The organism is Undibacterium sp. RuRC25W (assembly GCF_049339825.1).
Taxonomy (GTDB): Bacteria; Pseudomonadota; Gammaproteobacteria; order Burkholderiales; family Burkholderiaceae_D; genus Undibacterium.
Genome location: NZ_JBMPPD010000023.1, coordinates 33,475 through 58,830, shown reverse-complemented (window position 1 = coordinate 58,830; position 25,356 = coordinate 33,475). Strand labels below are relative to the sequence as shown.

Below are 25,356 nucleotides of genomic sequence, written 5' to 3'. Positions count from 1 at the left end.
ATTACCGTTTCCATTCCTTATTCAATCGACTGCAAATTAATCTGAAACCCATGCAATGTTGCGGCCTGACGCAACATGACCAATGCAGCATCAAAATCAAATTGTTTGACTACCTTCATCAACTGTTTATAGTTTTCGACACCCAATGCCAGCACAATGACATCAGCCGACTCCATCATCGCGTCAACCGCTTCGCCATCGTATTCAGCCAATAAGGCCTCGCACTGACTAATCGCCTTCTGCATCGCTAGACGATCGTAGGCGTGACTGGCATTGATCACCGTCTCCGGCGACAAACCACTCCGATGCCGAAGCAATGTTTTTTCAATGGCAAAAATTGTTGATTGCAATTGTTTTTGGCAAGCATCAAAACGAGAAATAATATCTCGCGCCTGATTCGATGTACGCAAAACATTTTCCAATTCTTCCGCCAGATACCGGACATTTTTCGCAGCAATTAAAGCAGCGACACCTTTAAGGGTGTGAATGATTCTCTCCGCAGTCCGCGTGTCACCATCAACGAATGCAGCTTGAGCCTTAACAACCGCATCACGCTGATCATCGCAAAACCGCGTCAGTAACTCAGTGTACAACTCATAACTACCCATCGTCCGTTTTAACCCCTCTTCAGTATCGACCCCGTCGATATGCAAGGGAGTCGCTTCAGCATTTTTTTCATCTGCTGCATATTCGTAGCGGGCTTCGGTTTCAAGGGTCGGGCACCACTCCGAAATAGTTGAAAACAGTGCAGAAGGTTCAATGGGTTTTGCCAAATGCGCGTTCATGCCAGAATCAAGACAACGCTGACGGTCATCGCGCATGGCATGTGCCGTCATCGCAATAATCGGTAGCTTTTTAAATCTGGCATCCGCACGAATCATGACCGTCGCATGGTGCCCGTCAAGTTCCGGCATCTGTAAATCCATGAATACCATCGAGAAGTAATCCGCGGGATGCGACAGAATTTTTTCTACTGCGATTTTTCCGTTTTCGGCGATATCAACTGTAATACCGCTCGCCTCCATGAGTTCGCGAGCAATTTGCTGATTAATTTCATTATCTTCAACCAGTAACACGCGCAAATCTTTATATTGTGGGATAGAGAGTAGCTCCTGGGGTGTCCTCTGATTTTCTTGTCTGGAATACAGCTCTGCAAGACAATGGCGAAGACTGACAGCGTTCACGGGTTTATTGATAAATCCATCCGGCACCACGTCTGCGCGATAATTGACTTCCTCCCGTCCATGCGCACCAGCGAGAACAAACAAGGGTGAGGAACGCAGCGTTTTGATATTTTTTAATAAACCAATTAAGGTAAGACCGTCGATCTCAGGCATATCAAGATCAACAAACATCAAGTCATAGGCCTGATGTAAATCTCTTGCCTCGACAGCTCGGATTGCGTCATTCGCCGTCAATGCGATATCAACATGAATGCAGATAGTTAATAGCTCATTACGCAACACATCCGCGGCCAGTTGGTTGTCATCCACGACCAAAATTCGCATATCAGCCAGCGCTTGCGGCAACACCGCATGAGCATGAGACGAATGACCTAAACCAAACCACGCATGAAAACGTACGTTTGTCCCTTTTCCTGTTTCGCTTTCAAGCGATATCTCCCCCCCCATCAATTCAACGACACGTTTTGCAATTGATAAACCAAGGCCTGTTCCACCAAATTTTCGTGTGGTTGACTCATCTGCTTGACTAAAGGGAACAAATAAACGCGATATCTGTTCATATGACATGCCGATACCAGTATCACGCACTTCAAATTCGAGTTTGACGCGATCACTTGTCGCTTCCAACTGCTGACAACGCACTTCAATTTCCCCGCGTTCTGTGAACTTGATCGCATTATTGACGAGATTAATGAGCACCTGTCCCAGACGCAAAGCATCACCGCGCAACTGACGCGGGACGGCATGATGCATACTAAGGACAAGTTCTACGCCCTTCTCATATGCTTGATCCGCTGACATTGCCGAAATATTTTGTAACACGTCATCGAGACTAAAATCGGCATATTCGATCGCTAACTTACCTGCTTCAACCTTAGAAAAATCTAAAATATCATTAATGATTCCGGTGAGAGACATCCCCGCATGATAGATTTTTTCTAAATAATCTTTCTGTTTAGGATTGAGCTCGGTACGTAATGCCAGATGCGTCATACCAATAATCGCATTCATCGGCGTACGAATTTCATGACTCATATTAGCGAGAAACAACGACTTAGCCTCAGTTGTTTCTTCGGCATGGCGACGAGCAACTTCGGCCTCTTTCAGCTCGTTTTGCATTTGCAGCGTCTGCAGTCGAATCTGCTCTGCCATGCTTTTCTGCAATTTTGTTTCAAGTTGCTTTCTTTGGGTTATATCAGACATAAAAGACAGGGTAGCTGGCTGCCCTTCCCAGTCAATCAGAACAGCTGATAACTCAACCCAGATGATTGCGCCTGTCCTTGGATGCAAAATACGGCAATGAAAATAGTGCTCCGCCTGTTCAGAACTAAAACTGCTAGAACTAAAATTTTCAGCTAACAACCGATCTTCAGGAAGAATCAGATTAATGAATCGCTCATCTTTAAGCAGCGTTGTGTCGCAACCGCATAATGCAGATGCGCGTGGATTAGCAAATACAATCCCACCGTTCTGTATGACCAAAATACCCTCAGAGGCATTATTGACTAATTGTCGGTAATGCTTTTCAGAGCGATTCAGATCCGCTTCCAGTTGGCGTCTCGCAGAAATATCCATCACGACCCATACCGTGCCGTGAGAAATATCATTTTTATCTACTGCCTGCCCAGAAAATTGTACCCAGAACAAATCGCCATTGGCTCTTCGCATCTGCATTTCAGTTTGATACGCAGCGCCAGTTCTGACTGACTGATTGACTGCCTCACCGGAAAAGAGATAGTGTTCACGGGAGACATAAAACTGCTCTAACGACAATCCCAGAATCGTATCTCTGTTGACTCCATACATATTGCACAAAGGCGTATTTGCCCATTGCACACGCCCCTGATGATTTAAAAACACCATACCGACGATGGAATTTTCAAGAATCGTTTCACGCTCAGTGAGCATGCGTTTGAGCTCATCGTCTAAGACTTTACGCTCGTTCATTGCTTCCTCAGCAAGACGACGGGCTAATTCAGCTTCTTTGAGCTCATTTTTGATATGTAAAGTCTGAACATGAATCCGGGTTGCACGCCCTTGCACCTTCGAGAAGAGATCAAGATAACGCTGCTGTTCTTTAAATGCAGCCTCCCAGTTTTTCTGTTCGGCATAAATATCGGTGATTTCTTTCATGGCACGTAAAGGCACATAGAAGTACCCCTTATTGCCACTCTCCTCAATCGCACGGCGCAGATCTCTAATCGCATCATGATGACGTTGATGACAACGATGTAAATAGCCACTTACCCACCAGCTATACGGCTTGAGATGTTTGTCCTCGAATGAATCGAGTGAATGCATTGCAGTTCGAGAAAGTTGCTCTGCCTGGGTTAACTGACCTTGCCTGGCTAGTGTGTAAGCAGCGACAGAGAAGCAAAACGCGCGGCTGGCGGCGTCAGTGTGCAAAGCAGCACTCCCTTCGCCAATATACGGCGCGACCGCAGCATAGGCATCATCGTACTTCTCCAACGAGAGCTTACAGAGTGCCAGCATCGTCGAGATAAACGGTGCCAGCCAGCGCTCATCAGAATCTACCGCAATCTGGCGAGCGTCTTCCAACAAGTTTTCGGCATATTCAACGTTGCCACTCATGTAAAAAATTTCACCGAGATTAGCCAATATCTGTGAAGCGCGGTTGAGAATATTCAAGCGACGAGCTTGTTCCAGCGCTTTATAGAAATATCTGATTGCCTCTTCAGTAAAACCTAGCTCTTGCGACAATACCGCCAGGATATTGAGCACCATCACGGACAAACGATGGTCGTACTTGGGAAGCAATGGCAAAATTTTGGAATGACATAAAGAATATGCTTGCTCAGACATCCCGCGTTTTCGCCAGACGGCAACAGTGCCGAGATGTGCAAAAGCCAATCCCAGATCATCGCCAACTAACTCAAACATGGCCGCTGTCCGCTCAAACTCAGGCTCTGCCAGATCAAGATTACCCGCAAAAAAGTCTGCAAAGGCTAATAACGACTCTGCAAATGTGCCCAATACCGGCAATCTGTGCGAAATAGCCTGTTGGTGCATCTCTCTTGCGAGAACTCTGCCGGCACAGGGATTATCCCGCATCTGATCAAATGCAACGAAGCAACTTTCCTGCCAGTCTGTCTCTGACAGATATAGACTACTACTCATACCCAAATACCTTTAATAAGATAAAGCTGCAGCGTTTGTTCTACGCAAAGCGTTAAAGAATTGTACTTTAATTAAGTGATCTACCATTGATTTAACATTGATTTACATAGCAAAAGAGTTACATCGACACCATAAATTACATAATTTCTGTAACTGGTTTATGATGTATTGCAATACATGCTTACAGAAATCACAAAAAGTATTATATTTACTCAGAAATAGTTGCTTACGACAAGCGAGTTAATCATAAATCCGGTCTTCCGTCTTTTTCAAGAAAGATGTCAACATGCTCTACCAACTTCACGAACTTAATCGCGCGTTCCTTAACCCACTGACGCAATGGGCGGAAGCTTCTTCAAAATTATTCACCAATCCAGTCTCCCCTCTGGCGCATACACCTTACGCGCAAAGAATTGCGGCTGGTTACGAATTAATGTTCCGTTTAGGCAAAGATTACGAAAAACCAGAATTTGGTATCACTACCACGACAATTGATAAGCAAGTTGTTGAAATTGCTCAAACTACTGCAGTTATCAAACCTTTTTGTAAATTATTACATTTCAAAAAAGTACTCAGTGACAAGGATGTAGCCAAGCTCAAACAGCCAACAGTTCTGTTGGTAGCGCCTCTGTCGGGTCACCATTCAACACTGCTCCGCGATACTGTACGAGGCTTGTTACCACAGCATGACGTGTACATCACTGACTGGACTGATGCTCGCATGGTGCCTTTGTCTGAAGGCGCATTTCACTTGCATGACTATATTTACTACGTACAAGATTTTATTCGGTTATTAGGCCCTGATGTTCATGTTATTTCGGTCTGCCAACCAACTGTGCCTGTATTAGCAGCGATTGCCCTCATGGCATCGGATAATGATCCGAAACTACCTAAAACAATGACAATGATGGGTGGCCCTATTGACCCCCGCAAATCGCCCACTCAAGTGAACAACCTAGCCACTGAGAAAAAATTCTCTTGGTTTGAAAATACGGTGATCTATAGCGTACCAACGAATTATCCAGGCTACGGTCGCAAAGTGTATCCAGGTTTTTTACAACATACAGGTTTCGTTGCAATGAATCCTGATCGTCACGCACAAAGTCACTGGGATTACTACCAGCACCTGATAAAAGGCGACGACGAATCTGCTGAACAACATCGCAAGTTTTACAATGAATATAACGCAGTTCTCGATATGCCTGCCGATTATTACCTTGAAACAATTAAAACTGTTTTCCAGGAGTTCCACCTCCCAATGGGAACATGGGAAGTCGAAGGCAAACTAGTACGTCCACAAGATATCAAAACCGTTGCACTGTTCACCGTCGAGGGCGAATTGGACGATATTTCAGGCCCAGGACAAACACAGGCTGCGCACGATTTGTGCAGCAACATCCCTGCCAACATGAAACAAGACTTTGTTGCACCGGGTTGCGGACACTACGGTATTTTCTCTGGCCGCCGCTGGCGCGATATTATTTGCCCGAAAATCGGCGAATTCATTAAAAAGCACGCTTAAACAGCACAGTTCATTACTGTCGTTGTTTGTTGCACAGACCGCTTTCTCAGGAAGGCGGTCTTTTTATTTGTTCTTCGTAAAATTTACGTGGATAATTCAGGTCCTTCATGCTGTTAAAGTAAAGTTTGCCGTGTCAGACAACCTCGCTGTAAAAATTGAACAACTCCTGCCGCAAACCCAGTGTACGAAATGCGGTTATCCGTCTTGCCATGACTATGCGGTGGCGATTGCTGATGGCAAAGCCAACTACAATCAATGTCCACCAGGCGGTCAAGAAGGCGTCGCACGTCTCGCAACGGTGCTCAACCAGCCAGTTATTGCGCTTGATACAACGCATGGCGAAGAACGCCCGCGCCCGGTGGCGTTCATTGAAGAGGAATTTTGTATAGGGTGCACCCTCTGCATTCAGGCGTGTCCAGTAGACGCTATTTTAGGTGCGCCGAAGCAAATGCATACCATCATCCCAGAACTTTGCACCGGTTGTGACCTGTGTGTAGCACCCTGCCCTGTAGACTGCATCAAAATGATTCCAGTAACACCAGGTAAAACAGGATGGGCAGCCTGGAGCGAAGAACAAGCACAGAAAGCGCGGGATCAATATGCGTTCAGAAACCAACGTCTGCTCCGTGAAAAACAAGAAAATGATGATCGTCTGGCAGCGAAAGCAGCAGCAAAACTAAAGGCGCTTGAGCAAGAAACCGCGCAAACTGCGGAAGAAATACAACAAAAAGAACGAAAAAAAGCCATCATTGCAGCAGCCATTGAACGCGCACGCTTAAAAAAATTGGAAGCTGAATTAGGAAACAAATCATGAATGCAGCAAAACGTCATGCTATTTTTACTCGTCTACAACAAGAAAACCCGCATCCGACAACCGAACTGGAGTACACCACACCGTTTGAGTTGTTGATTGCGGTACTTTTATCGGCGCAAGCAACCGACGTATCGGTGAATAAAGCAACGCGCCAACTGTATCCAATTGCCAACACCCCCTCCAGTATTTATGCACTCGGCGTGGAAGGTCTGATCCCTTACATCCAGACGATAGGCTTATTCCGCACCAAAGCAAAAAACGTCATCGAAACTTGCCGCCTGATTTTGACTGAGCATCATGGCGAAGTGCCGCAAGACCGTGAATCGCTGGAGGCACTTCCTGGCGTTGGCAGAAAAACCGCCAATGTCGTGATGAATACAGCGTTTGGCATGCCCACTATTGCGGTCGATACGCATATTTTTAGAGTTTCTAACCGAACTGGCATTGCGCCAGGAAAGAATGTCGATATCGTTGAACAAAAATTAATGAAATTTGTTCCAAAAGAATTCCAGCAAGATGCGCATCATTGGCTGATTTTGCTCGGGCGCTACACCTGCATCGCCAGAAAACCAACATGCTGGAACTGCATGATTAATGATTTGTGCGAATTCAAACAAAAAACGCCTTTACCGGATAACATCTAATACCGATAAAGAACGTCTTGTTTTTGAAGGTAAATAAAGGGTAAATAAGGATCAATGAAGGATCAATGAAGGATCAATTAAACGATCTTACAAGCCTCATCAAAACTCAAGCGTGGCGAACGGGGGAATAATTTGCTTGCATCGCCATAACCCAGGTTACAGATAAAGTTGACCTTCACACTGGTGCCAGCAAAAAAGCTTGCATTGACTCGTTCCGGATCAAAACCAGACATCGCACCGCAATCCAGACCCACCGCACGCGCAGCCAGCATCAGATATGCCCCTTGCAATGAAGAATTGCGGAACGCTGTAGCATCAATCACTGGCTGATTACCAGCAAACCATGAGCGAGCATCTGCGTGTGGAAATAACTTTGGCAATTGGTCGTAAAACGCCATATCCATGCCAATAATAGCGGTCACTGGCGCTGTTTTGGTCTTTTCAATATTCCCCTCCGCCATGCAAGTCAGTAGTTTCTCTTTCTCCGCAGGCGAAGTAACGAACACGATCCGAGCTGGCGATGAATTGGCTGAGGTTGGCGCCCATTTCATTAAGTCGTAAATTTCCTGCAACTGTGCAGACGAAACTGGTTTATCCAACCAGCCATTGTGCGTGCGAGCGTCGGTAAATAAGGTGTCGAGTGCGTCTTTTGTTAACATAGTGTCCCCTTTTTAAATCAAATTTGCATCTTAACCGATGCAAAAATAGTGAATCAAATTACGCTACATTGCTCCAGATTGGCCAGAAACGCGCCGTGTGAAGATTATTTACTTGGTTAGAGCAAGTAAGCGCAAATCCTTTTACAATACAACCCTTTGCATTATTTATCAGCACTCAGGCGGTAGCAGGCTGATCAGGCAAGATACTTATTTTATCCTAGTCGTATTTACAGATCGTTTTTATGTTTAATCCAAGTCAACACGACGTCAGGCGTTTTTTTTGCGACACATTTCGCAAAATACATTCCCATGAAATTCTAACGCCTCTCGAAGCAATCGCTTCTGATTGGATCAGGCAACATCCTGAATATGACACCGATTTGCAAGATATGGAAGCTGCGCTAGAAGCCAACTACAGTGTCGATCAGGGGCACACCAACCCTTTTCTGCATTTATCGATGCACCTGTCGATTGCTGAGCAAATCTCCGTCGATCAGCCCCGCGGCGTCAAAGCGGCCTTTCAGCTACTGGCACACAAATTTAATTCCGAGCACGAAGCGCACCATCAGATGATGGAGTGTCTAGGTGAAATGATCTGGAACTCCCAAAGAACTGGCTTACCACCAGATGGGCAAGCATATATAGAGTCATTACAACAACGTTGCCGATAAAAAAACCACGCTAATGCGTGGTTTTTAGAATCAAGTATGTCAGGTTTAGCTTATTTTTTCAAAACAAGGCTGCCAGGCAAACTATGCAAATAAGCCGCCACATCAAGAATATCGTCGTGAGATAGGGTTTTCGCTTGCGCACTCATCGTCGCGTTACCACGACCATTGGGGCCATCTACGCCACGTTGATATCCCTTCAGTGCTTGCACCAAATAATCCTGATGCTGACCAGCCAATTTTGGATAGCTTGGATCAATCGGCGAATTAAAATTATTGCCGTGGCATGCGGCGCAGTTATTCTTTTCCACAATTGCCTTACCGTGCTCAGCATTACCAGAAGCAAAGGCGCTCACGGAAAACGCAGACAAAAACATCGCAGAAGTGGCTATCAAAATCATTTTTTTCATATCGACTCCTTTTCTTATTTTTGTTGTGAATAATAGGCAGCTAAGTCGGCAATATCTTGATCAGATAGGCTTCCGGCAACACCGCGCATGGACAAGTGTTTGCGATCACCTTTACGGTAAGCCTGCAAGGCACTTTCTATATATTTGGCAGATTGACCGCCAATCATCGGCACTTGATAGACTTCAGGAAAAGTCGCTTTATAGCCAGGGATGGCGTGGCAACCAATGCACATGGCAATTTTTTTATCAGCAGCATCTTTAGCATTGCCAACAACTTCTGCTGCGACTGCAACATGGGCCAGACTCGCCAGAGCGAGGATTGCAAACAGTTTTTTCATATGAGCGAATTGATGTAAACAAACAGAACAATGAAGACAACACCTTGATACTGCGCTCCATTTTATATGATCAAAATCAATTGTGCGTAAAAAACACGAGCAAACGTAGTAATTTATACAGGATGCGACAACACTTTTCTGTTACCGGTCGGAAAAAGAGGCAGCGAGTTCAATCTGGGCTTTCATAAAATAGAACAGACGTTCGCAGAACAAGCGAATCTGGCTTATACTCAATCTGATTTGAAGTATATTTTCCACCCGATCAATCCAACTCAACTCATAACCACCATGACGCAGGAAACAACGACTCTCCGTTTTGATGGCGCTGACAATTATGTCGCCACCGATGATCTGAAACTGGCTGTCAATGCCGCACTTCGCTTACAGCGCCCCTTATTAATCAAAGGCGAACCCGGTACCGGTAAAACGATGCTCGCTGAGGAAGTAGCTGCCGCGCTTAATATGCCGTTATTACAATGGCATATCAAATCGACGACAAAAGCACAGCAGGGCCTCTATGAATACGATGCTGTTTCCCGCCTGCGCGACTCGCAATTAGGTGATGAGCGCGTCAGAGATATTCATAACTACATCGTTAAAGGTGTGTTGTGGCAGGCATTTACGGCAGATGAGCCGGTAGTATTGCTGATTGATGAGATCGATAAAGCCGATATTGAGTTCCCGAACGATTTACTGCGCGAACTCGACCGCATGGAATTTTATGTCTACGAAACCCGTGAAATGGTGCGCGCCAAGCACCGTCCGCTGGTCATTATCACCTCAAACAATGAAAAAGAATTGCCAGACGCCTTCTTGCGCCGTTGCTTTTTCCACTACATCAAGTTCCCGGATAAAGAAACGATGCAAAAAATCGTTGATGTTCATTTTCCGACATTAAAGGCAGATCTGTTATCGCAAGCATTACAGACATTTTATGAAGTCCGTGATGTGGCGGGTTTGAAGAAAAAACCGTCGACGTCAGAGTTTATTGACTGGCTTAAGCTGTTACTGGCAGAAGATATTCCTGCTGAAGCATTGCGCAGCAAAGATAACAAGGCCATTGTTCCACCATTGCACGGCGCGCTGCTCAAAAATGAACAGGACGTCCATTTGTTTGAGCGTCTCGTATTCATGTCACGCACGAATCGCTGACACCATCATTTAGCAAACTGCTATTGAGCCTGGCAGTTAATACAAAAAAGCGCCCTACCCAGACAGGTAGCGCGCTTTTTGTTTGATGCCGACGTAGACTGACGATTAGAGCGGTTGTTTCAGTTGCTCCAGAATCGCTGGATTCTCCAAGGTAGAGATATCTTGCGTAATGGTTTCACCTTTCGCCAACACACGTAACAAACGACGCATAATTTTGCCAGACCGTGTTTTTGGCAGGTTATCACCAAAGCGGATTTCTTTTGGTTTAGCAATTGGACCAATTTCTTTCGCTACCCAGTTACGCAATTCGGTCGCGATTTGTTTAGCCTCATCACCAGTAGGACGGCTGCGTTTCAGGACGACGAAAGCGCAAATAGCTTCACCTGTCGTATCATCTGGCTTACCAACAACGGCAGCTTCGGCAACCAATGGATTTGCCACCAATGCCGATTCAATTTCCATTGTACCCATCCGGTGTCCAGACACGTTCAAAACGTCATCAATACGACCTGTGATGGTGAAGTAACCAGTTTCTTTATTGCGAATTGCACCATCACCTGCCAGATACACTTTACCGCCGAACTCTTCAGGGAAATAGCTCTTCTTGAAGCGCTCTGGATCACCCCAAATAGTACGAATCATTGATGGCCAAGGACGTTTTACAACCAGAATACCGCCCTGCCCATTTGGCAAATCATGCCCGGTTTCATCGACAATCGCAGCCATAATCCCCGGCAACGGCAGAGTGCATGAGCCTGGAACCAATGGTGTCGCACCTGGTAACGGTGTCATCATGTGACCGCCAGTTTCAGTTTGCCAGAAGGTATCCACAATCGGACAATTACCACGACCGATATTGTTGTAGTACCACATCCATGCTTCCGGATTAATCGGCTCGCCTACCGATCCGAGCAAACGTAACGATGACAAATCATATTTAGAAGGATGAATATTCGCATCAGCATCAGCGGCCTTGATCAATGAACGGATCGCTGTTGGTGCAGTATAGAAAATCGTCGCTTTGTGTTTTTCAATCATGTTCCAGAAACGACCTGCGTTCGGGAAGGTAGGAATGCCTTCAAAAACGATTTCAGTCGCGCCGACTGCTAATGGACCATAAGTAATATAAGTGTGACCAGTGACCCAACCGATATCAGCGGTACACCAGAAGACGTCTTCAGGTTTGATATCGAACGTCCATTTCATCGTCAAGATAGCCCACAACAAATAGCCACCGGACGAATGCTGTACGCCTTTCGGTTTGCCAGTGGATCCGGATGTGTAGAGAATGAACAGTGGATGTTCAGCGCTCACCCATTCTGGCTCGCACTCAGACGATTGATTTGCAACCAGATCTTGCATCCACAGATCGCGGCCTTCGGCCATCTTAATCGCACCGCCGGTACGTTGATAGACAACGACGTTACGTACTTTTTCGCACTCACCCAGACCGAGCGCTTCATCAACAATGGCCTTCAAGGGCAAATGTTTGCCGCCACGCACTTGTTCATCGGCAGTAATCACAGCAACAGCACCGACGTCAACGATACGTTCTTGGAGGGACTTTGCCGAGAAGCCACCAAACACGACTGAATGCGTTGCACCGATACGGGCGCAGGCTTGCATTGCGACAACGCCTTCCACTGACATCGGCATATAAATGACAACGCGGTCACCCTTGCCAATTCCAAGCGATTTCAGGCCATTGGCAAACTGACAGACTTTCTGATGCAACTCCTTGTAGGTGACTTTGCTCACTTCGCCGCCATCGGCCTCAAAAATCACAGCGACTTTATCACCATGACCTTTCTGCAGATTCACATCGAGACAGTTATAAGAGACATTGAGCAAACCATCTTCAAACCACTTATATAACGGTGCTTCCGACTCATCCAGCGTCGTAGAAAACGGCTTGTGCCACTGCAAGTTTTCACGCGCCAACTTCGCCCAGAACCCTTCGTAGTCGTCTTCGGCTGCCTTGCACAGCGCGTGATACGCATCCATGCCAGAAATTGCTGCAGTTGCAGCAAATGCCGCTGGTGGAGGGAAAACTCGGGACTCTGCTTTTATTTCGGTGCTGTTTGTTGTTGGGTCTGTCATGTTTGTCTCCGTCTTGTTTTCAATAAAAATATCTTTAACGCTGGAATCAGGCCAAATGAGAAGCAGAAATGGGGGCAGATAAGAACCGCGCTCAATTCCGTACCATGAAACTGGACGACTAAACCTTAATCCCAGAGACTTACTCAGGCCTTACGGTTTATCTGAATGACATCCAATATCAAAATAATACCATCGTCTACCCACTATAATTCTAGCAACATCATGTAGAGATACACGATCTGACGACACAGATGTAAAATAATGTTTTATGTGAATTCAACCTAGCACAGTCCCATAGTTGCTGAGTTATCCTGTGCAATATGACGGGAAAAAGGGATGTTTTGGAACGGCTCAAAGACAAACTCAGGGCATACGGTACTTTGCACCAGCAAGTTAGGACCACGAATGAGGTACTCCTGTACCGAATTGCATTCGATAGCCATAACGTCGCTTGAACGAGTTTGCGTAGTTCCTAAAACTAAACCTGGTTGCGATATTCACTAAGCAACCCATTTTCACCACTAGCGAAGAGCCACACCATGACAGTCATTAAGCAAGACGATTTGATCGAATCCGTAGCCGCTGCGTTACAGTACATCAGCTACTACCACCCTGCTGATTACATCGCCCATCTGGCGCGTGCTTACGAGGCAGAACAAAGCCCAGCCGCCAAAGATGCCATTGCACAAATTCTCACTAACTCGCGCATGTGTGCAGAAGGCAAGCGCCCAATTTGCCAGGACACCGGTATCGTTAACGTGTTCCTCAAAATTGGTATGGGCGTGCGCTTTGAGGGCTTCTCAGGCTCCATCATTGATGCCGTCAACGAAGGCGTACGTCAAGGCTACAATTTCGCCGACAACAAACTGCGCGCTTCCATCGTCGCTGATCCACAGTTTGAACGTAAAAATACCAAAGACAACACACCAGCAGTGGTGCACATGGAACTGGTTCCTGGTAACACAGTTGATGTTAAAGTTGCTGCCAAAGGTGGTGGTTCTGAGAATAAAACAAAATTCGTCATGCTCAATCCATCAGATTCTTTAGTGGATTGGATTATGAAAACTGTGCCAACCATGGGTGCAGGCTGGTGTCCACCAGGTATGCTGGGTATTGGTATCGGTGGTACCGCTGAGAAAGCGATGTTGATGGCAAAAGAGTCCCTGATGGACGACATCGACATGTACGAGCTTAAGCAGCGTGGCCCACAAAACAAAACCGAAGAATTGCGTATTGAATTGTGCGACAAGATCAACGCGCTCGGTATCGGCGCTCAGGGTCTCGGTGGTCTCACGACTGTACTTGATGTGAAAATCAACATGTACCCGACTCATGCAGCGTCCAAACCTGTCGCAATGATTCCTAACTGTGCCGCCACGCGTCATGCACACTTTGTTCTGGATGGTTCTGGCCCTACTTATATCGAACCACCAAAGCTGTCTGACTGGCCAGAAGTACACTGGACACCAGATACAGAAAAATCAAAACGCATTGACCTCAACACACTGACTAAAGAAGAAGTCGCTTCCTGGAAACCAGGTCAGACCTTGCTCTTGAACGGTAAAATGCTGACTGGCCGCGATGCTGCACACAAACGTATCCAGGATATGTTGGCAAAAGGCGAAACATTACCAGTCGACTTTACAAACCGTGTGATTTACTACGTCGGCCCAGTTGACCCAGTCCGTGATGAAGCCGTTGGCCCAGCAGGCCCAACCACGGCAACCCGCATGGATAAATTCACTGACATGATGTTAGAAAAAACCGGGTTAATCTCGATGATTGGTAAAGCTGAACGCGGCCCTGTCGCGATTGAATCAATCAAAAAACATCAATCTGCATATTTGATGGCAGTGGGCGGTGCCGCTTATCTGGTATCGAAAGCGATCAAGTCAGCAACCGTTGTTGGTTTTGCTGATTTGGGCATGGAAGCCATTTACGAATTTGATGTCGTTGACATGCCAGTCACTGTTGCAGTCGATTCTCAAGGTACGTCCGTTCATAACACTGGTCCTAAAGAGTGGCAGGCAAAAATTGGCATTATTCCTGTCAATTAAGTTAAACCCGAACCAGGTCTGGGCTTGCGATCATGTAAGCTCAGATCAGAAAAGGAACATCCCACTATGAAGTCTGATCGTTTATCACCTGTCGGGGTGTTTGATTCTGGGGTCGGCGGCCTCTCAGTATTGCAGCATATAAGACATATTCTTCCGCATGAATCACTGATCTATTTTGCTGATTCTGCTTTTGCGCCTTATGGTGACAAGTCGGAAGCGGATATTACTGAACGCTGCTTGGCAGTTGCCGACTTTCTACAGCAAAAACAAATCAAAGCATTGGTCGTCGCCTGTAACACGGCGACCGCGGCGGCGATCAAAACGCTACGCGAGTACTATCCTGATCTGATCATTATTGGTATGGAACCTGGCTTGAAGCCAGCCGCACTGTTAAGCAAAGAAAAAATTGTGGGCGTCATGGCGACCCAGTTCACGTTGCAAAGCGAAAAATTCCTGCATTTAAAGGCACACCTCACCGCGGAAACTTCGGTACGGTTTGAAGAGCAAGCATGCGTAGGCCTTGTTAATCAAATTGAAAAAGGTGAGTTGCGCTCTGTCACCACACTCAAGCTAGTTCGTCAATTCGTCACACCCTTACTCCAGTCCGGTGCAGATACCCTTGTCCTAGGATGCACACATTATCCATTTGTCAGCAGTCTAATCGAACAAGTCATTGGTGAATTCCAAGCAGAACGACACGCAAGCACTCAACATATTCACTTGGTTGATACAGGCGTCGCGGTTGCTTTACAACTTCAGCGGTTGTTAGAGCAAGGTGGTTTGTCTTTACAAGCCATTCACCGACCTCCAACATTGACGGCTTACACAACCAGCAGCAAGAGCAGTCTGCGCAACGCCTTCAGCCAACTATTAAAAATACCAGATTCCGCCTTACAGATCTTTGCGATAACGGAAATGTCACCAGTTGTCAGTCATTGTTGATTTTTCCGCGTACGCGGTCGTTTATCAGCAACTGACTTTCCTGCTCCTAGCCTTAATAAGTCCCAAAAAAAAGCGATGCAATTGCATCGCTTTTTTGAAGCAACTATTCAACGCAATGATTAGCCCAATACCGCAGCAATCGCATTTGCTGTCGCCTCAACATTGCCTGTATTCAAGCCAGCAACACACATACGACCCGAGCGAACCAGATACACGGCGAACTCTTCTTTCAGACGATCGCATTGCTCTGCGCTCAAACCCGTGTAGCTAAACATACCACGCTGCGTCAAGAAATAACTAAAATCACGACCTGGCAATTTGGCGCTCAATACATCATGCAGCTTGCGGCGCATCGTTTGAATACGATCACGCATCGCCACCACTTCTGCTTCCCACATTGGGCGCAGCTCTGGATCACTCAGTACACGTGCGACCAATTGACCACCATGCATTGGTGGGTTCGAGTAATTACGACGGATCGTTGCTTTCATCTGGCCCAGCACGTTCACCGCTTGCGCCGCATCAGGGCAGGCCACACTCAATGCACCACAACGTTCACCGTACAAACTCATGCTCTTGGAAAACGAGTTCGCTACAAAGAAGCTCAGACCTTCATCGGCCAACAAACGAATCGCATACGCATCTTCATCAATGCCATCGCCATAACCTTGATACGCCAGATCCAGGAAAGCGATCAGTTCACGCTCTCTCAACACAGGTACCAATGCCTGCCATTGTTCTTTGGTCAGATCAACACCAGTCGGATTGTGGCAGCATGCGTGCAACAATACGATGCTATGTTTTTCTGCCGCTTTCAACGATTCCAGCATGGCATCAAAACGCAAGCCACCTGTCGCTGCATCGTAGTATGGATAGGTTTTTACAGTAATACCACAGCCTTCAAACACAGCGCGGTGGTTATCCCACGTTGGGTCACTAACCAACATCGTTGAAGTAGGGAAATAACGTTTGATGAAATCGCCACCGATTTTTAAACCACCGCTAGAACCAACCATTTGCAAAGTCACAACGCGACCCGCTTTAACGGCGGCACTATCTTTACCAAATAGTAATTCTTGCACGGCTGTACGGAAGTTCGCCGCACCTTCCATCGGCAGGTAAGGACGCGCGCCCGCATCAGCAACCACTTTGTGTTCAGCTGCGCGTACCGATGGCAGCATTGGAATCTTGCCAGCATCATCAAAGTAAATACCAATCGACAAATTGATCTTATTTGGACGCGGATCTTTGCCAAAGGCTTCATTCAGAGACAAAATAGGATCGCCAGGATAGGCTTCGACGTGCTGAAACATGATGTGACTCCAGTAGGTTGGATAAGAAATCATTATTCTGCCATTGCAAATAAATCAACAAATGGCATGATGAAATACATAATCCGCTATTTTGACACACTCAACTCCAAATAAAATACACACATTACGTTATTGCGGGGCAATAACTGTATCTGAACAGAAATTTCAGCGCATTCAGATGAAGTCCGGCGCTGGCGTTAGCTTTCCCAGCGAAGAATAAAGGTGCAGATGCGTCAAATAAAAAAAACGCCACCAGCTCTGAACTGCACCCCAAAAGTTAAGACGGGTGTCCAACTAAATGGGGTCAGTTCACTCTGCTGGTGACGTTTTTAAGCAGCGATACAACGATCAATCGCCGCCGTGGCTATACTCTGCGGCACCGACTGGCGCATTCACCCCCGACTTACCTTCAAAGAAGAATGGCTGACGCGCTTTTTTATTCGCCCCAATCTCATTCATCGTCGCCGAATCATACAAACGACCATTGAGCATCACCTGAGATACACGATCTGACTGACGAATATCATGCAACACATCGCCATCAATAATCATCAAATCTGCCAGTTTCCCAACTTCTAGTGACCCGACATCTTTATCTAGACCTAGATACTTGGCACCATTGATCGTAGCGCTATGGAGAGCTTGCATTGGCGTCATACCGCCGCGCACCATCGTCCACAGTTCCCAGTGGGCAGCTAACCCTTCACGTTGACCGTGAGCACCAAGGTTCACTGGCACGCCTGCGTTTTGCAATGTCGTTGCTACTTCAGCTTGACGGAAGACGTTGTAATCTTCTTCTGGCGCAATTTCGCGACGAACACTGCGCGACTCAAGGACTGTGCGCGGCACGTACTTAGACAGTAAAGGATGCTTCCAGACATCGGTATGCGCATACCAGTAATGTTCACCATCCAGACCGCCGTAAGCAACGCCCAGTGTTGGCGTGTATCCCACACGGGTCTGTGACCACAATTGCGTGACATCGTCATACACGTTAGGGACTGGCAGCGTATGTTCGACACCGGTATGGCCATCGACAACCATCGTCATATTCGCCTGAAACAACGAACCGCCCTCAGGTACGACCATCATCCCGGTTTCACGCGCCGCTTCAAGTACTTGCTGACGCTGATCACGACGCGGCTGATTGTAGCTCTTGACTGAAATCGCTCCGAGTTCCTTCTGACGTTTCAAGTGTGTCAACGCATCATCGAGACTGTTCACCACAGCAGAGATATTCGCTTTTGCACCGTACAAAATAGTCCCTGTCGAGAAAATCCGCGGAGCGACCACAGCACCGGCACGCTGCATTTCGCTGTGCGAGAAAATCTCATTGCTGTCATTGGAAGGATCGTGCAAGGTCGTTATACCAAACGCCAAGGAGGCATAATCAATCCAGCTTTGCTGAGGGATAATCCCGCCTTCACCCATGCCACCATGCCAGTGAACATCCACCAAACCAGGCAGAATTGTTTTACCTTTCGCATCGATCTGCGTCGCGCCTGCAGGCACAGCAACCTCACTTGCCTTACCAATTTGCGCAATACGGTTATCAACGATCACGATCCGACCATCTTCAATTACCTCATCACCTCGCATCGTAGCAATACGTGCACCTGTGATCACTGTTGTGCCGTGTGGCTTATCGGCCTTTTCATTAAAGCCAATCTTGACACCATGCTCAGCCATTTTTGGCAATTCAGCAGGGGCGCCCGGAACAAATGTGAACGCCTCGTTCAGATCACGTGTGAAGAGTTCATCACCCAGCGCGAAATGAATTTGCTTGCTGTCACCCGACCAATGCAGATACTGCGCCGCGTTGATATCGAGTTGCTTGACCGGCAAAGAATCCATTTTTGGACTGATCGTCATCGCTTTGCCGACCGCTGGCAGTGGCGTGATATACGCGTGGTAACGCTCTCCAAATGCCAGCCATTGTCCATCAGGAGAGATCGCGAATTCACCGGCAAACTCACCCGTTGCCACCGCTTGTTCTGGTTTGCCATCCAAAGGCATTCTCACCAATGACGTTGTCCAGTCCACTTCGCCGGTGTACTTCGTACGCGTAACGAAAATTTCGTTGGCATCTTTACCAAATTGCGGCGCACTGCCCTCGTCGGTCACCAAGCGCGGTGTGCCTTTTCCATCGGCATCAACGATATAGACACCCGTTTCCATCCCAAACCATGGCGTCGTAAGGTAGCCGCCTTTGGCTTTCACAAAGACCACTTGCTTACCATCCGGTGAGAATCTTGTCTGGGTATATTTACCAAGCGTGGTCGTCAGCACCGTTTCTTTACCACTGGCGATATTCAAGGTACGGACTGAACCCGTTCTCTGATCGTCCCATGTCGTGAACACGACATTTTTACCATCTCTTGAGAAGCTCGGGAAATATTCAAAATTGCTGGTTTGTTTGGTCAGACGACGCGGTGTACCGTTCGGCAAATCACGCAGGTACAAATGCCCCAAAGCGGAATAGACGACCTTGTCACCCTGCGGAGCAACGTTCACAGAGCGTAATTGATGCACTTCAAACTGATCCGGTGCAACGGCGTGTGGGAAGCGAACGGCTTCACGAATTTCACGGCTGTCTTTGACATGAAAAGGCACTTCCACTGCTTTTTGTGCAAATGGATCAAGACGCCAGATTTTACCTTTTGCCCAGACCACGATTTCTTTACTACCAGGCATCCAAGCAAAAGACGGATAGACGCCGTGGACTGCCCAGGACTCTTGCATATCACGCTCTAACTCAGGCCAGGCCGCGACTTCTTCACCCGTTTCCAGGTTCTTCAAAAACAAGGTTGATTGATTTCGGATCCGACGTACAAAGGCGAGGTATTTCCCATCAGGCGAAGGAACAGGGCGCACTGCACCACCAGGGCCTCCAGCGATTGCATTCACTTTACCTGTACGCAAATCTTTGCGGAAAATCTGATAAATCTGGCCATTTGAATCTTTGTTATATTCAAACGCATTGCCTTCTGTCGTGTCCTGAGAATAATAAACATAGCGACCGTCGGGTGAAAACGCGGGCTCACCTAGATCTTTTTGCCAGTTTGGTTTTTCATTCAGCTGGACACCCGATCCACCGCTGGCGTGGTACATCCAGATTTCACCGGAGCCCAGCGAACGGGTGCCGCTGTAATGCTTGCGGGCAGCGATGTAGTTGCCATCTGGACTCCAGACGGGGTTATTCAATAGGCGATAATCTTCTTTCGTGATCGCGTGCGAGTTGCTGCCATCGGCATTCATCACCCATATATTGTCACCGCCATTGGCATCTGACATGTAGGCAATTTGTTTACCATCAGGAGAAAACCGCGCCTGCATTTCCCACGCGATAGAATGTGTCAGAGGCTTTGCCTCGCCGCCTTTGATCGGCAGCAGATACAAGTCACCCAACAGATCAAAAACAAGTTGCTGACCATCGGGGCTGACATCCACACTCATCCAGGTACCGGTACGGGTATCGATATTGACCGTTTTGGCTTCGCCAGGCGGATGATTCACATCCCATTTTTTGGCTTCAGCTTCTGGCTTGGCATCCGTCTTCGCAGCATCGGCTGCAAATCCATTGAATGCCGGAAAACACATCATGATTGCCACAACACCAGGCAACAATTTTGAACCACGCATACACTCCCCCTGTTTTATTTATCCGCTCAATGATTGAGCAGTGGATTTATTTTGATACAGGTAGTCTGATACATCGTTGGTTCAGAAGTTCCAGCATCAGAAAGATAGAGAGAATGTTTGTGCAAACAGGATCAAGACAAAAGAAAATCACGTACTTTGAAGACGAGATAAATAAAATTCTTAACCCCGAATAGCAACAAAGTTATGAATCGTGATATTGCTGAATCAGGGCCTCACTCACATTCCAATCTTGCAATATCTGCAAACTTTGCTGACCAGGCGTCGATGGTGGCATACCAACCGTTGCAGGCGTCCGACTAAACCGCGGCGCAGGTGCGGGCTGCATAACGCCATCAACGTCAATAAAATTTTTCCGCGCAATGTTATGTGAATGAGATGCAGCCTCATCCATATCGAGTACTGGAGCAAAGCAAACGTCGGTCCCCTCTAGAACAGTGCACCATTCACTCCGGGTTTTGGTCGCAAAGAGAGCGGAAAATTTTTGTTTCAACTGTGGCCAGGAGGACATCTCCATCTGAGACAAGAACAGCGGATCATCGACCGCGGTCAGCTTCAACAATAATGCATAAAACTGTGGCTCGATAGCACCGATCGTAATAAATTTGCCGTCAGCACAGGCATAACTATCGTAAAACGGTGCCCCGCCATCTAGTAGGTTTGCTTCACGCTCTGAGCGCCACGCGCCAAATTGTTTAAAGCCGTAGAGCATGGCACCCAATAATGCAGACCCATCCACCATCGCCGCATCAATTACCTGACCCAACCCCGACTTCTGCGCTTCCAGCGTTGCGCAGACAACACCAAAAGCGAGCATCATTGCACCGCCACCAAAATCAGCCACCAGGTTTAATGGCGGCGCAGGAGGGGTGTCAGCTCGACCCATGGCATGGAGCATGCCAGTCAATGCCAGATAATTAATGTCATGACCCGCGGCTTGAGCCAAGGGGCCATGCTGCCCCCATCCCGTGATACGTCCGTAGACTAACTTCGCGTTACGGGCAAGACAGATATCCGGCCCAACGCCAAGGCGCTCCATCACACCGGGCCGAAATCCTTCTAACAATATATCGGCTTTATCAATTAATTCTAATAAAACTGCCTGATCCGAGGATTGTTTTAAATCCAGTGCCAATGAACGTCGTCCACGCGCCATGACATCGAAGCGAGTGCCAAGCATCGGAAAAGGATTCGATGCGCCGGGCGGTGTTTTTTTATCAATGCGAATAACTTCTGCGCCCATATCTGCCAACATCATGGCGGCAAAAGGACAAGGGCCGAGACCGACCATTTCGATGACACGCAAACCAGTTAACGGACCACTCATGTATTTACCTATTTCTAAAAAAACAGAAAAAGAATTAATGCTCGTACAACGTCAATGCATCGCCATCGTCAGAATTGTTGGGTTGCACCTAGCAGCCGCGCATCAAGCAGCTATTCTCGACAGACCTACATTACAGCGAACGAGAAATAATCTCTTTCATAATTTCATTGGCGCCCCCATAAATGCGCTGCACTCGTGCATCAACATACATCTGCGCAATTGGATATTCAAGCATATAACCGTAACCGCCAAATAATTGCAGACACTGATCAATGACTTTGCATTGCAAATCCGAAATCCAGTATTTCGCCATCGATGCCAGTTCAGTGTCCATACGACCTTCTAGAGTATCCACGATGCAACGATCGATAAAGGTGCGCGCAATAGTCGCTTCAGTCTTAATCTCTGCCAATACAAAACGGGTATTCTGCATCTCAATCAAGGCCTGACCGAATGCTTTACGCTCGCGGGTATGCTCAACTGTGAGACGAAGTGCACGCTCGATGGCTGCAACCCCAGCGATACCAAGAATGGTCCGTTCATACGGCAATTCGGTCATCAACTGATAAAAGCCTCGCCCCTCAACGCCACCCAACACCGCATCAGCCGGTACATGAACGTCATCAAAAAACAACTCGCACGTGTCCTGCCCTTTTTGCCCGATTTTTTCAAGTATCCTGCCGACGCGGTAACCAGGACAATCGCGGGTTTCCACCAGCATGAGCGATACGCCCTTTGCACCAGCATCCGGATCCGTTTTTGTCACAACAACGACTAGATCAGCCAGATAGCCGTTAGAAATGAAGATCTTTGAACCATTAATCCGGTATCCATCACCGTCACGAACGGCTGAAGTGCGTATGCCTTTTAAATCAGACCCTGCTCCGGGTTCAGACATGGCAATCGCAGCGACCATCTCACCACTGGCAAGCAAAGGCAGATATTTTTTCTTTTGCGCTTCCGTGCCTTGATTCAAAATATAATGCGCCACGATCGCATGGACGTGGATACCAAACGCCATATCCCCTGCGTCACTCAGCTCTTCAAACACCACTGCCTGATGCGCAAAATTGCCGCCTGAGCCACCATACTCTTCAGGAATATCAGCGAGCAACATCCCCATCTCGCCCCCCTTGTGCCATAACGCACGGTCAACGTGCTGCTGTGCACGCCAGCGGTCCTGATGGGGTGTGACTTCTGATTCGATAAAACGTCGGATCGACTCTCTGAAACCATCCAACTCTGGGTTCATCCACGGTGAGGTGTAATTCATGACATGCTCCGTTTTATGATTAGGATTGACGATACATCGTCACCACACACGCACCACCCAACCCCAGATTATGCTGCAGTGCCACGCGCGCGCCCTGCACCTGACGGCCGCCAGCATTGCCGCGTAATTGCTGCGTGAGTTCAAAGCATTGCGCCAATCCTGTCGCACCTAATGGATGCCCTTTAGAGAGCAACCCACCAGAAGGATTCGTCACGACCTTACCACCATAGGTGTTGTCGCCATCATCGATAAATTTCGCAGCGCCACCTTCCGGGCACAAACCCAGTGCTTCATAGGTAATAAGTTCATTGTGGGCAAAGCAGTCATGCAGCTCAACGACGTCCAGATCATCTGGGCCAATACCGGTCTGTGCATACACTTTTGCAGCGGCTTCTTTACTCATATTGCTACCAACCACCCGCATCATATCGCCAGAATCAAAGGTGTCTGGCCTATCTGTCGTCATCGCTTGACCAGCAATATAGACCTGTGTATTCAAGCTATGTTTTTTCGCAAATTGTTCTGATACCAGTACCGCAGCAGCAGCGCCACAGGTTGGAGGGCATGCCATGAGTTTGGTCATAACACCTGGCCAGATCATGGTTGAATTCATCACATCTTCTGGCGTAACCACTTGCTTAAAGAGCGCAAGCGGATTATTTGCTGCATGGCGACTCGCTTTCGCACGGATCTTAGCGAATGACTCCATCGGCGTGCCATATTTCTGCATATGACTTAAACCTGCGCCACCAAAATAACGCAGCGCAAGGGGAATGTGCGACATCCCCACCAATTGCTCAGTCACCTCATCAAAACGATCAAACGGACTTGGCCGGTCTTGAAACACCGCCCCCAATGCGCCGGGACTCATCTGTTCAAACCCCAGCACCAACACACATTCCGCCGCACCGCTGGCAATGGCCTGACGTGCCAGAAATAGCGCTGTCGAGCCCGTTGAGCAATTGTTATTCACGTTGACAATCGGAATCCCTGTCATCCCAACCTGATACAGCGCCTTCTGTCCTGCAGTAGAATCACCATAGACGTAGCCGACGTAGGCTTGCTCAATCATGTCATAGCTGATTCCCGCGTCTGCGAGCGCCATCACCGCAGCACTCGCCCCCATCTGATCGTAAATCGCGCCCGTGCCTGGCTTGGCAAAAGGAATCATTCCAACGCCTGTCACATAGACTTGCTGACTCATGTGTGTCTCCGTTTTCTTGTGCTGACCATGGCAAGCCTCTTCTTATTGAAACCACGACATCGAAGAGAAAAGTCTTGCCAAAATCGATTTATTATTGAAATATAGGTCAATTGACCAATAATCGTAATTTATAGGTCACTCGTACTAGTTGTCAATCAGAATTCAGGTTGCACAGCATCATTATGCGATAATTCAGGCTCATTACCGACTCACCAGACCATGCAAAACACCCTCCAGACCTCACTCAAGAATAAGTCATCCAGCACCACCGAAAAAGGAATGGGCAGAGTCAGTGAAATCTTAGAAGCCGCACGACATATTCTTGCCAGCGAAGGTTACGCTGGTCTCTCGATGCGAAAAGTAGCGAGCGAAGTTGGTATCAGTCTGAGTAATGTGCAACATTACTTTCAGAGCAAAGATGTATTGATGGAAGCCGTTTTATTGATGACGATGAATCAATTTCAGGAAAAAATTGACCACATCACCAGCGCAATGAAACAACAACCACGCATCGATCAGCTCGATTCCGCTATCAGCATGTTTTTAGAAGAACTGAGCAATCCAGTCACTTACGGCATGTTTTTCGAAATCTGGGCCCTCGCCGCCCGCAATGCCTTTGCATCCGCTCTCATGGACAAAATGATCGCCCGCGAACGCAAAGCCATCTTCAAACTCATCCAAGGCCTCAACCCCGCCATTTCAGACGACGAATACAAACTACGCGCAACCCTCATCGTTGCTCAGGTCGAAGGCTTAATGCTATTCCGCTACCATCGTCAGACGCAAAAGACCGAAATGCTGGCAGTACACGCTGCGCTGAAGAGGTCGATTATTGCGCTTGCGAGTCGCTTGTAAAAATTTTGCAGCATTTCTGCTCACTGGCTTTGGTGTTGCTTTTGTCCTTGTCTGCAAACGAAAAAGCAAAAAACCCGCCAAACAGTTGACGGGTTT

At 47.5% G+C, this 25,356-nt stretch carries 18 protein-coding genes; 8 read left to right on the top strand and 10 right to left on the bottom strand.

Annotated elements, in window-relative coordinates:
* Nucleotides 1-17 precede the first annotated feature (17 nt).
* Entirely contained in the window at nucleotides 18-4,322 is a 4,305-nt protein-coding gene (locus ACO0KV_RS11875; protein ID WP_423042742.1) for a response regulator, read from the bottom strand.
* Between the two features lie 286 nt (nucleotides 4,323-4,608).
* Between ACO0KV_RS11875 and ACO0KV_RS11870 the strand changes: the two genes are divergently transcribed.
* The 3 genes from ACO0KV_RS11870 to nth all read left to right on the top strand — a co-directional run bounded on the left by ACO0KV_RS11870 (nucleotide 4,609) and on the right by nth (nucleotide 7,302).
* Nucleotides 4,609-5,844 (top strand): polyhydroxyalkanoate depolymerase, encoded by a 1,236-nt coding sequence (locus ACO0KV_RS11870; RefSeq protein WP_423042741.1) that lies wholly within the window; start codon nucleotides 4,609-4,611, stop codon nucleotides 5,842-5,844.
* A gap of 130 nt (nucleotides 5,845-5,974) precedes the next feature.
* Entirely contained in the window at nucleotides 5,975-6,658 is a 684-nt protein-coding gene (gene rsxB, locus ACO0KV_RS11865) for an electron transport complex subunit RsxB (protein ID WP_423042740.1), read from the top strand.
* Complete coding sequence (gene nth / locus ACO0KV_RS11860) at nucleotides 6,655-7,302, top strand: endonuclease III (protein ID WP_423042739.1); 648 nt, start codon at nucleotides 6,655-6,657, stop codon at nucleotides 7,300-7,302. The genes rsxB and nth overlap by 4 nt, the downstream gene beginning before the upstream one ends.
* 77 nt (nucleotides 7,303-7,379) lie before the next feature.
* Here the strand turns inward: nth and ACO0KV_RS11855 are convergent, their stop codons facing one another.
* Nucleotides 7,380-7,961 (bottom strand): malonic semialdehyde reductase, encoded by a 582-nt coding sequence (locus ACO0KV_RS11855; RefSeq protein WP_423042738.1) that lies wholly within the window; start codon nucleotides 7,959-7,961, stop codon nucleotides 7,380-7,382.
* Between the two features lie 242 nt (nucleotides 7,962-8,203).
* On the opposite strand from ACO0KV_RS11855, the gene ACO0KV_RS11850 reads away from it, so the two are divergent.
* Nucleotides 8,204-8,632, top strand: a complete 429-nt coding sequence (locus ACO0KV_RS11850; protein WP_423042737.1) for a DUF1841 family protein — start codon at nucleotides 8,204-8,206, stop codon at nucleotides 8,630-8,632.
* 50 nt (nucleotides 8,633-8,682) lie between these two features.
* Here the strand turns inward: ACO0KV_RS11850 and ACO0KV_RS11845 are convergent, their stop codons facing one another.
* Nucleotides 8,683-9,039 (bottom strand): c-type cytochrome, encoded by a 357-nt coding sequence (locus ACO0KV_RS11845; protein ID WP_423042736.1) that lies wholly within the window; start codon nucleotides 9,037-9,039, stop codon nucleotides 8,683-8,685.
* Between the two features lie 14 nt (nucleotides 9,040-9,053).
* Nucleotides 9,054-9,377 carry a c-type cytochrome gene (locus ACO0KV_RS11840; RefSeq protein ID WP_423042735.1) on the bottom strand — a complete coding sequence of 108 codons (324 nt, stop codon included), beginning with the start codon at nucleotides 9,375-9,377 and terminating at the stop codon, nucleotides 9,054-9,056.
* Between the two features lie 288 nt (nucleotides 9,378-9,665).
* Here ACO0KV_RS11840 and ACO0KV_RS11835 point away from each other — a divergent pair, with 288 nt between their 5' ends.
* Nucleotides 9,666-10,529 (top strand): AAA family ATPase, encoded by an 864-nt coding sequence (locus ACO0KV_RS11835; RefSeq protein WP_423042734.1) that lies wholly within the window; start codon nucleotides 9,666-9,668, stop codon nucleotides 10,527-10,529.
* Nucleotides 10,530-10,634: 105 nt separating this feature from the next.
* Here the strand turns inward: ACO0KV_RS11835 and acs are convergent, their stop codons facing one another.
* Nucleotides 10,635-12,629, bottom strand: a complete 1,995-nt coding sequence (acs, locus tag ACO0KV_RS11830; RefSeq protein WP_423042733.1) for an acetate--CoA ligase — start codon at nucleotides 12,627-12,629, stop codon at nucleotides 10,635-10,637.
* A gap of 539 nt (nucleotides 12,630-13,168) precedes the next feature.
* Here acs and ACO0KV_RS11825 point away from each other — a divergent pair.
* Nucleotides 13,169-14,686: a fumarate hydratase gene (locus ACO0KV_RS11825; protein WP_423042732.1), complete on the top strand. Its 1,518-nt coding sequence runs from the start codon at nucleotides 13,169-13,171 to the stop codon at nucleotides 14,684-14,686.
* 66 nt (nucleotides 14,687-14,752) lie between these two features.
* A complete protein-coding gene (murI, locus tag ACO0KV_RS11820) occupies nucleotides 14,753-15,628 on the top strand; it encodes a glutamate racemase (protein ID WP_423042731.1) in 876 nt (291 codons plus the stop codon).
* A 119-nt stretch (nucleotides 15,629-15,747) separates the two neighbouring features.
* On the opposite strand, the gene ACO0KV_RS11815 is transcribed toward murI, so the two are convergent.
* The 5 genes from ACO0KV_RS11815 to ACO0KV_RS11795 form a co-directional block, all read right to left on the bottom strand.
* Entirely contained in the window at nucleotides 15,748-16,941 is a 1,194-nt protein-coding gene (locus ACO0KV_RS11815; RefSeq protein WP_423042730.1) for an aromatic amino acid transaminase, read from the bottom strand.
* 348 nt (nucleotides 16,942-17,289) lie between these two features.
* Nucleotides 17,290-20,583, bottom strand: coding sequence for an amidohydrolase family protein (locus tag ACO0KV_RS11810; RefSeq protein WP_423042729.1), 3,294 nt, complete (start codon nucleotides 20,581-20,583; stop codon nucleotides 17,290-17,292).
* A 202-nt stretch (nucleotides 20,584-20,785) separates the two neighbouring features.
* A complete protein-coding gene (locus tag ACO0KV_RS11805; RefSeq protein WP_423042728.1) occupies nucleotides 20,786-21,928 on the bottom strand; it encodes a CaiB/BaiF CoA transferase family protein in 1,143 nt (380 codons plus the stop codon).
* Nucleotides 21,929-22,058: 130 nt separating this feature from the next.
* On the bottom strand, nucleotides 22,059-23,201 hold the full coding sequence (locus ACO0KV_RS11800) for an acyl-CoA dehydrogenase family protein (protein ID WP_423042727.1): 1,143 nt from the start codon (nucleotides 23,199-23,201) through the stop codon (nucleotides 22,059-22,061).
* A gap of 19 nt (nucleotides 23,202-23,220) precedes the next feature.
* The gene (locus ACO0KV_RS11795; protein ID WP_423042726.1) at nucleotides 23,221-24,405 is read right to left on the bottom strand and encodes a lipid-transfer protein; all 1,185 of its coding nucleotides are present in this window, start codon (nucleotides 24,403-24,405) and stop codon (nucleotides 23,221-23,223) included.
* Nucleotides 24,406-24,624: 219 nt separating this feature from the next.
* On the opposite strand from ACO0KV_RS11795, the gene ACO0KV_RS11790 reads away from it, so the two are divergent.
* Nucleotides 24,625-25,260, top strand: coding sequence for a TetR/AcrR family transcriptional regulator (locus ACO0KV_RS11790; protein WP_423042725.1), 636 nt, complete (start codon nucleotides 24,625-24,627; stop codon nucleotides 25,258-25,260).
* The last annotated feature ends 96 nt before the right edge of the window (nucleotides 25,261-25,356 follow it).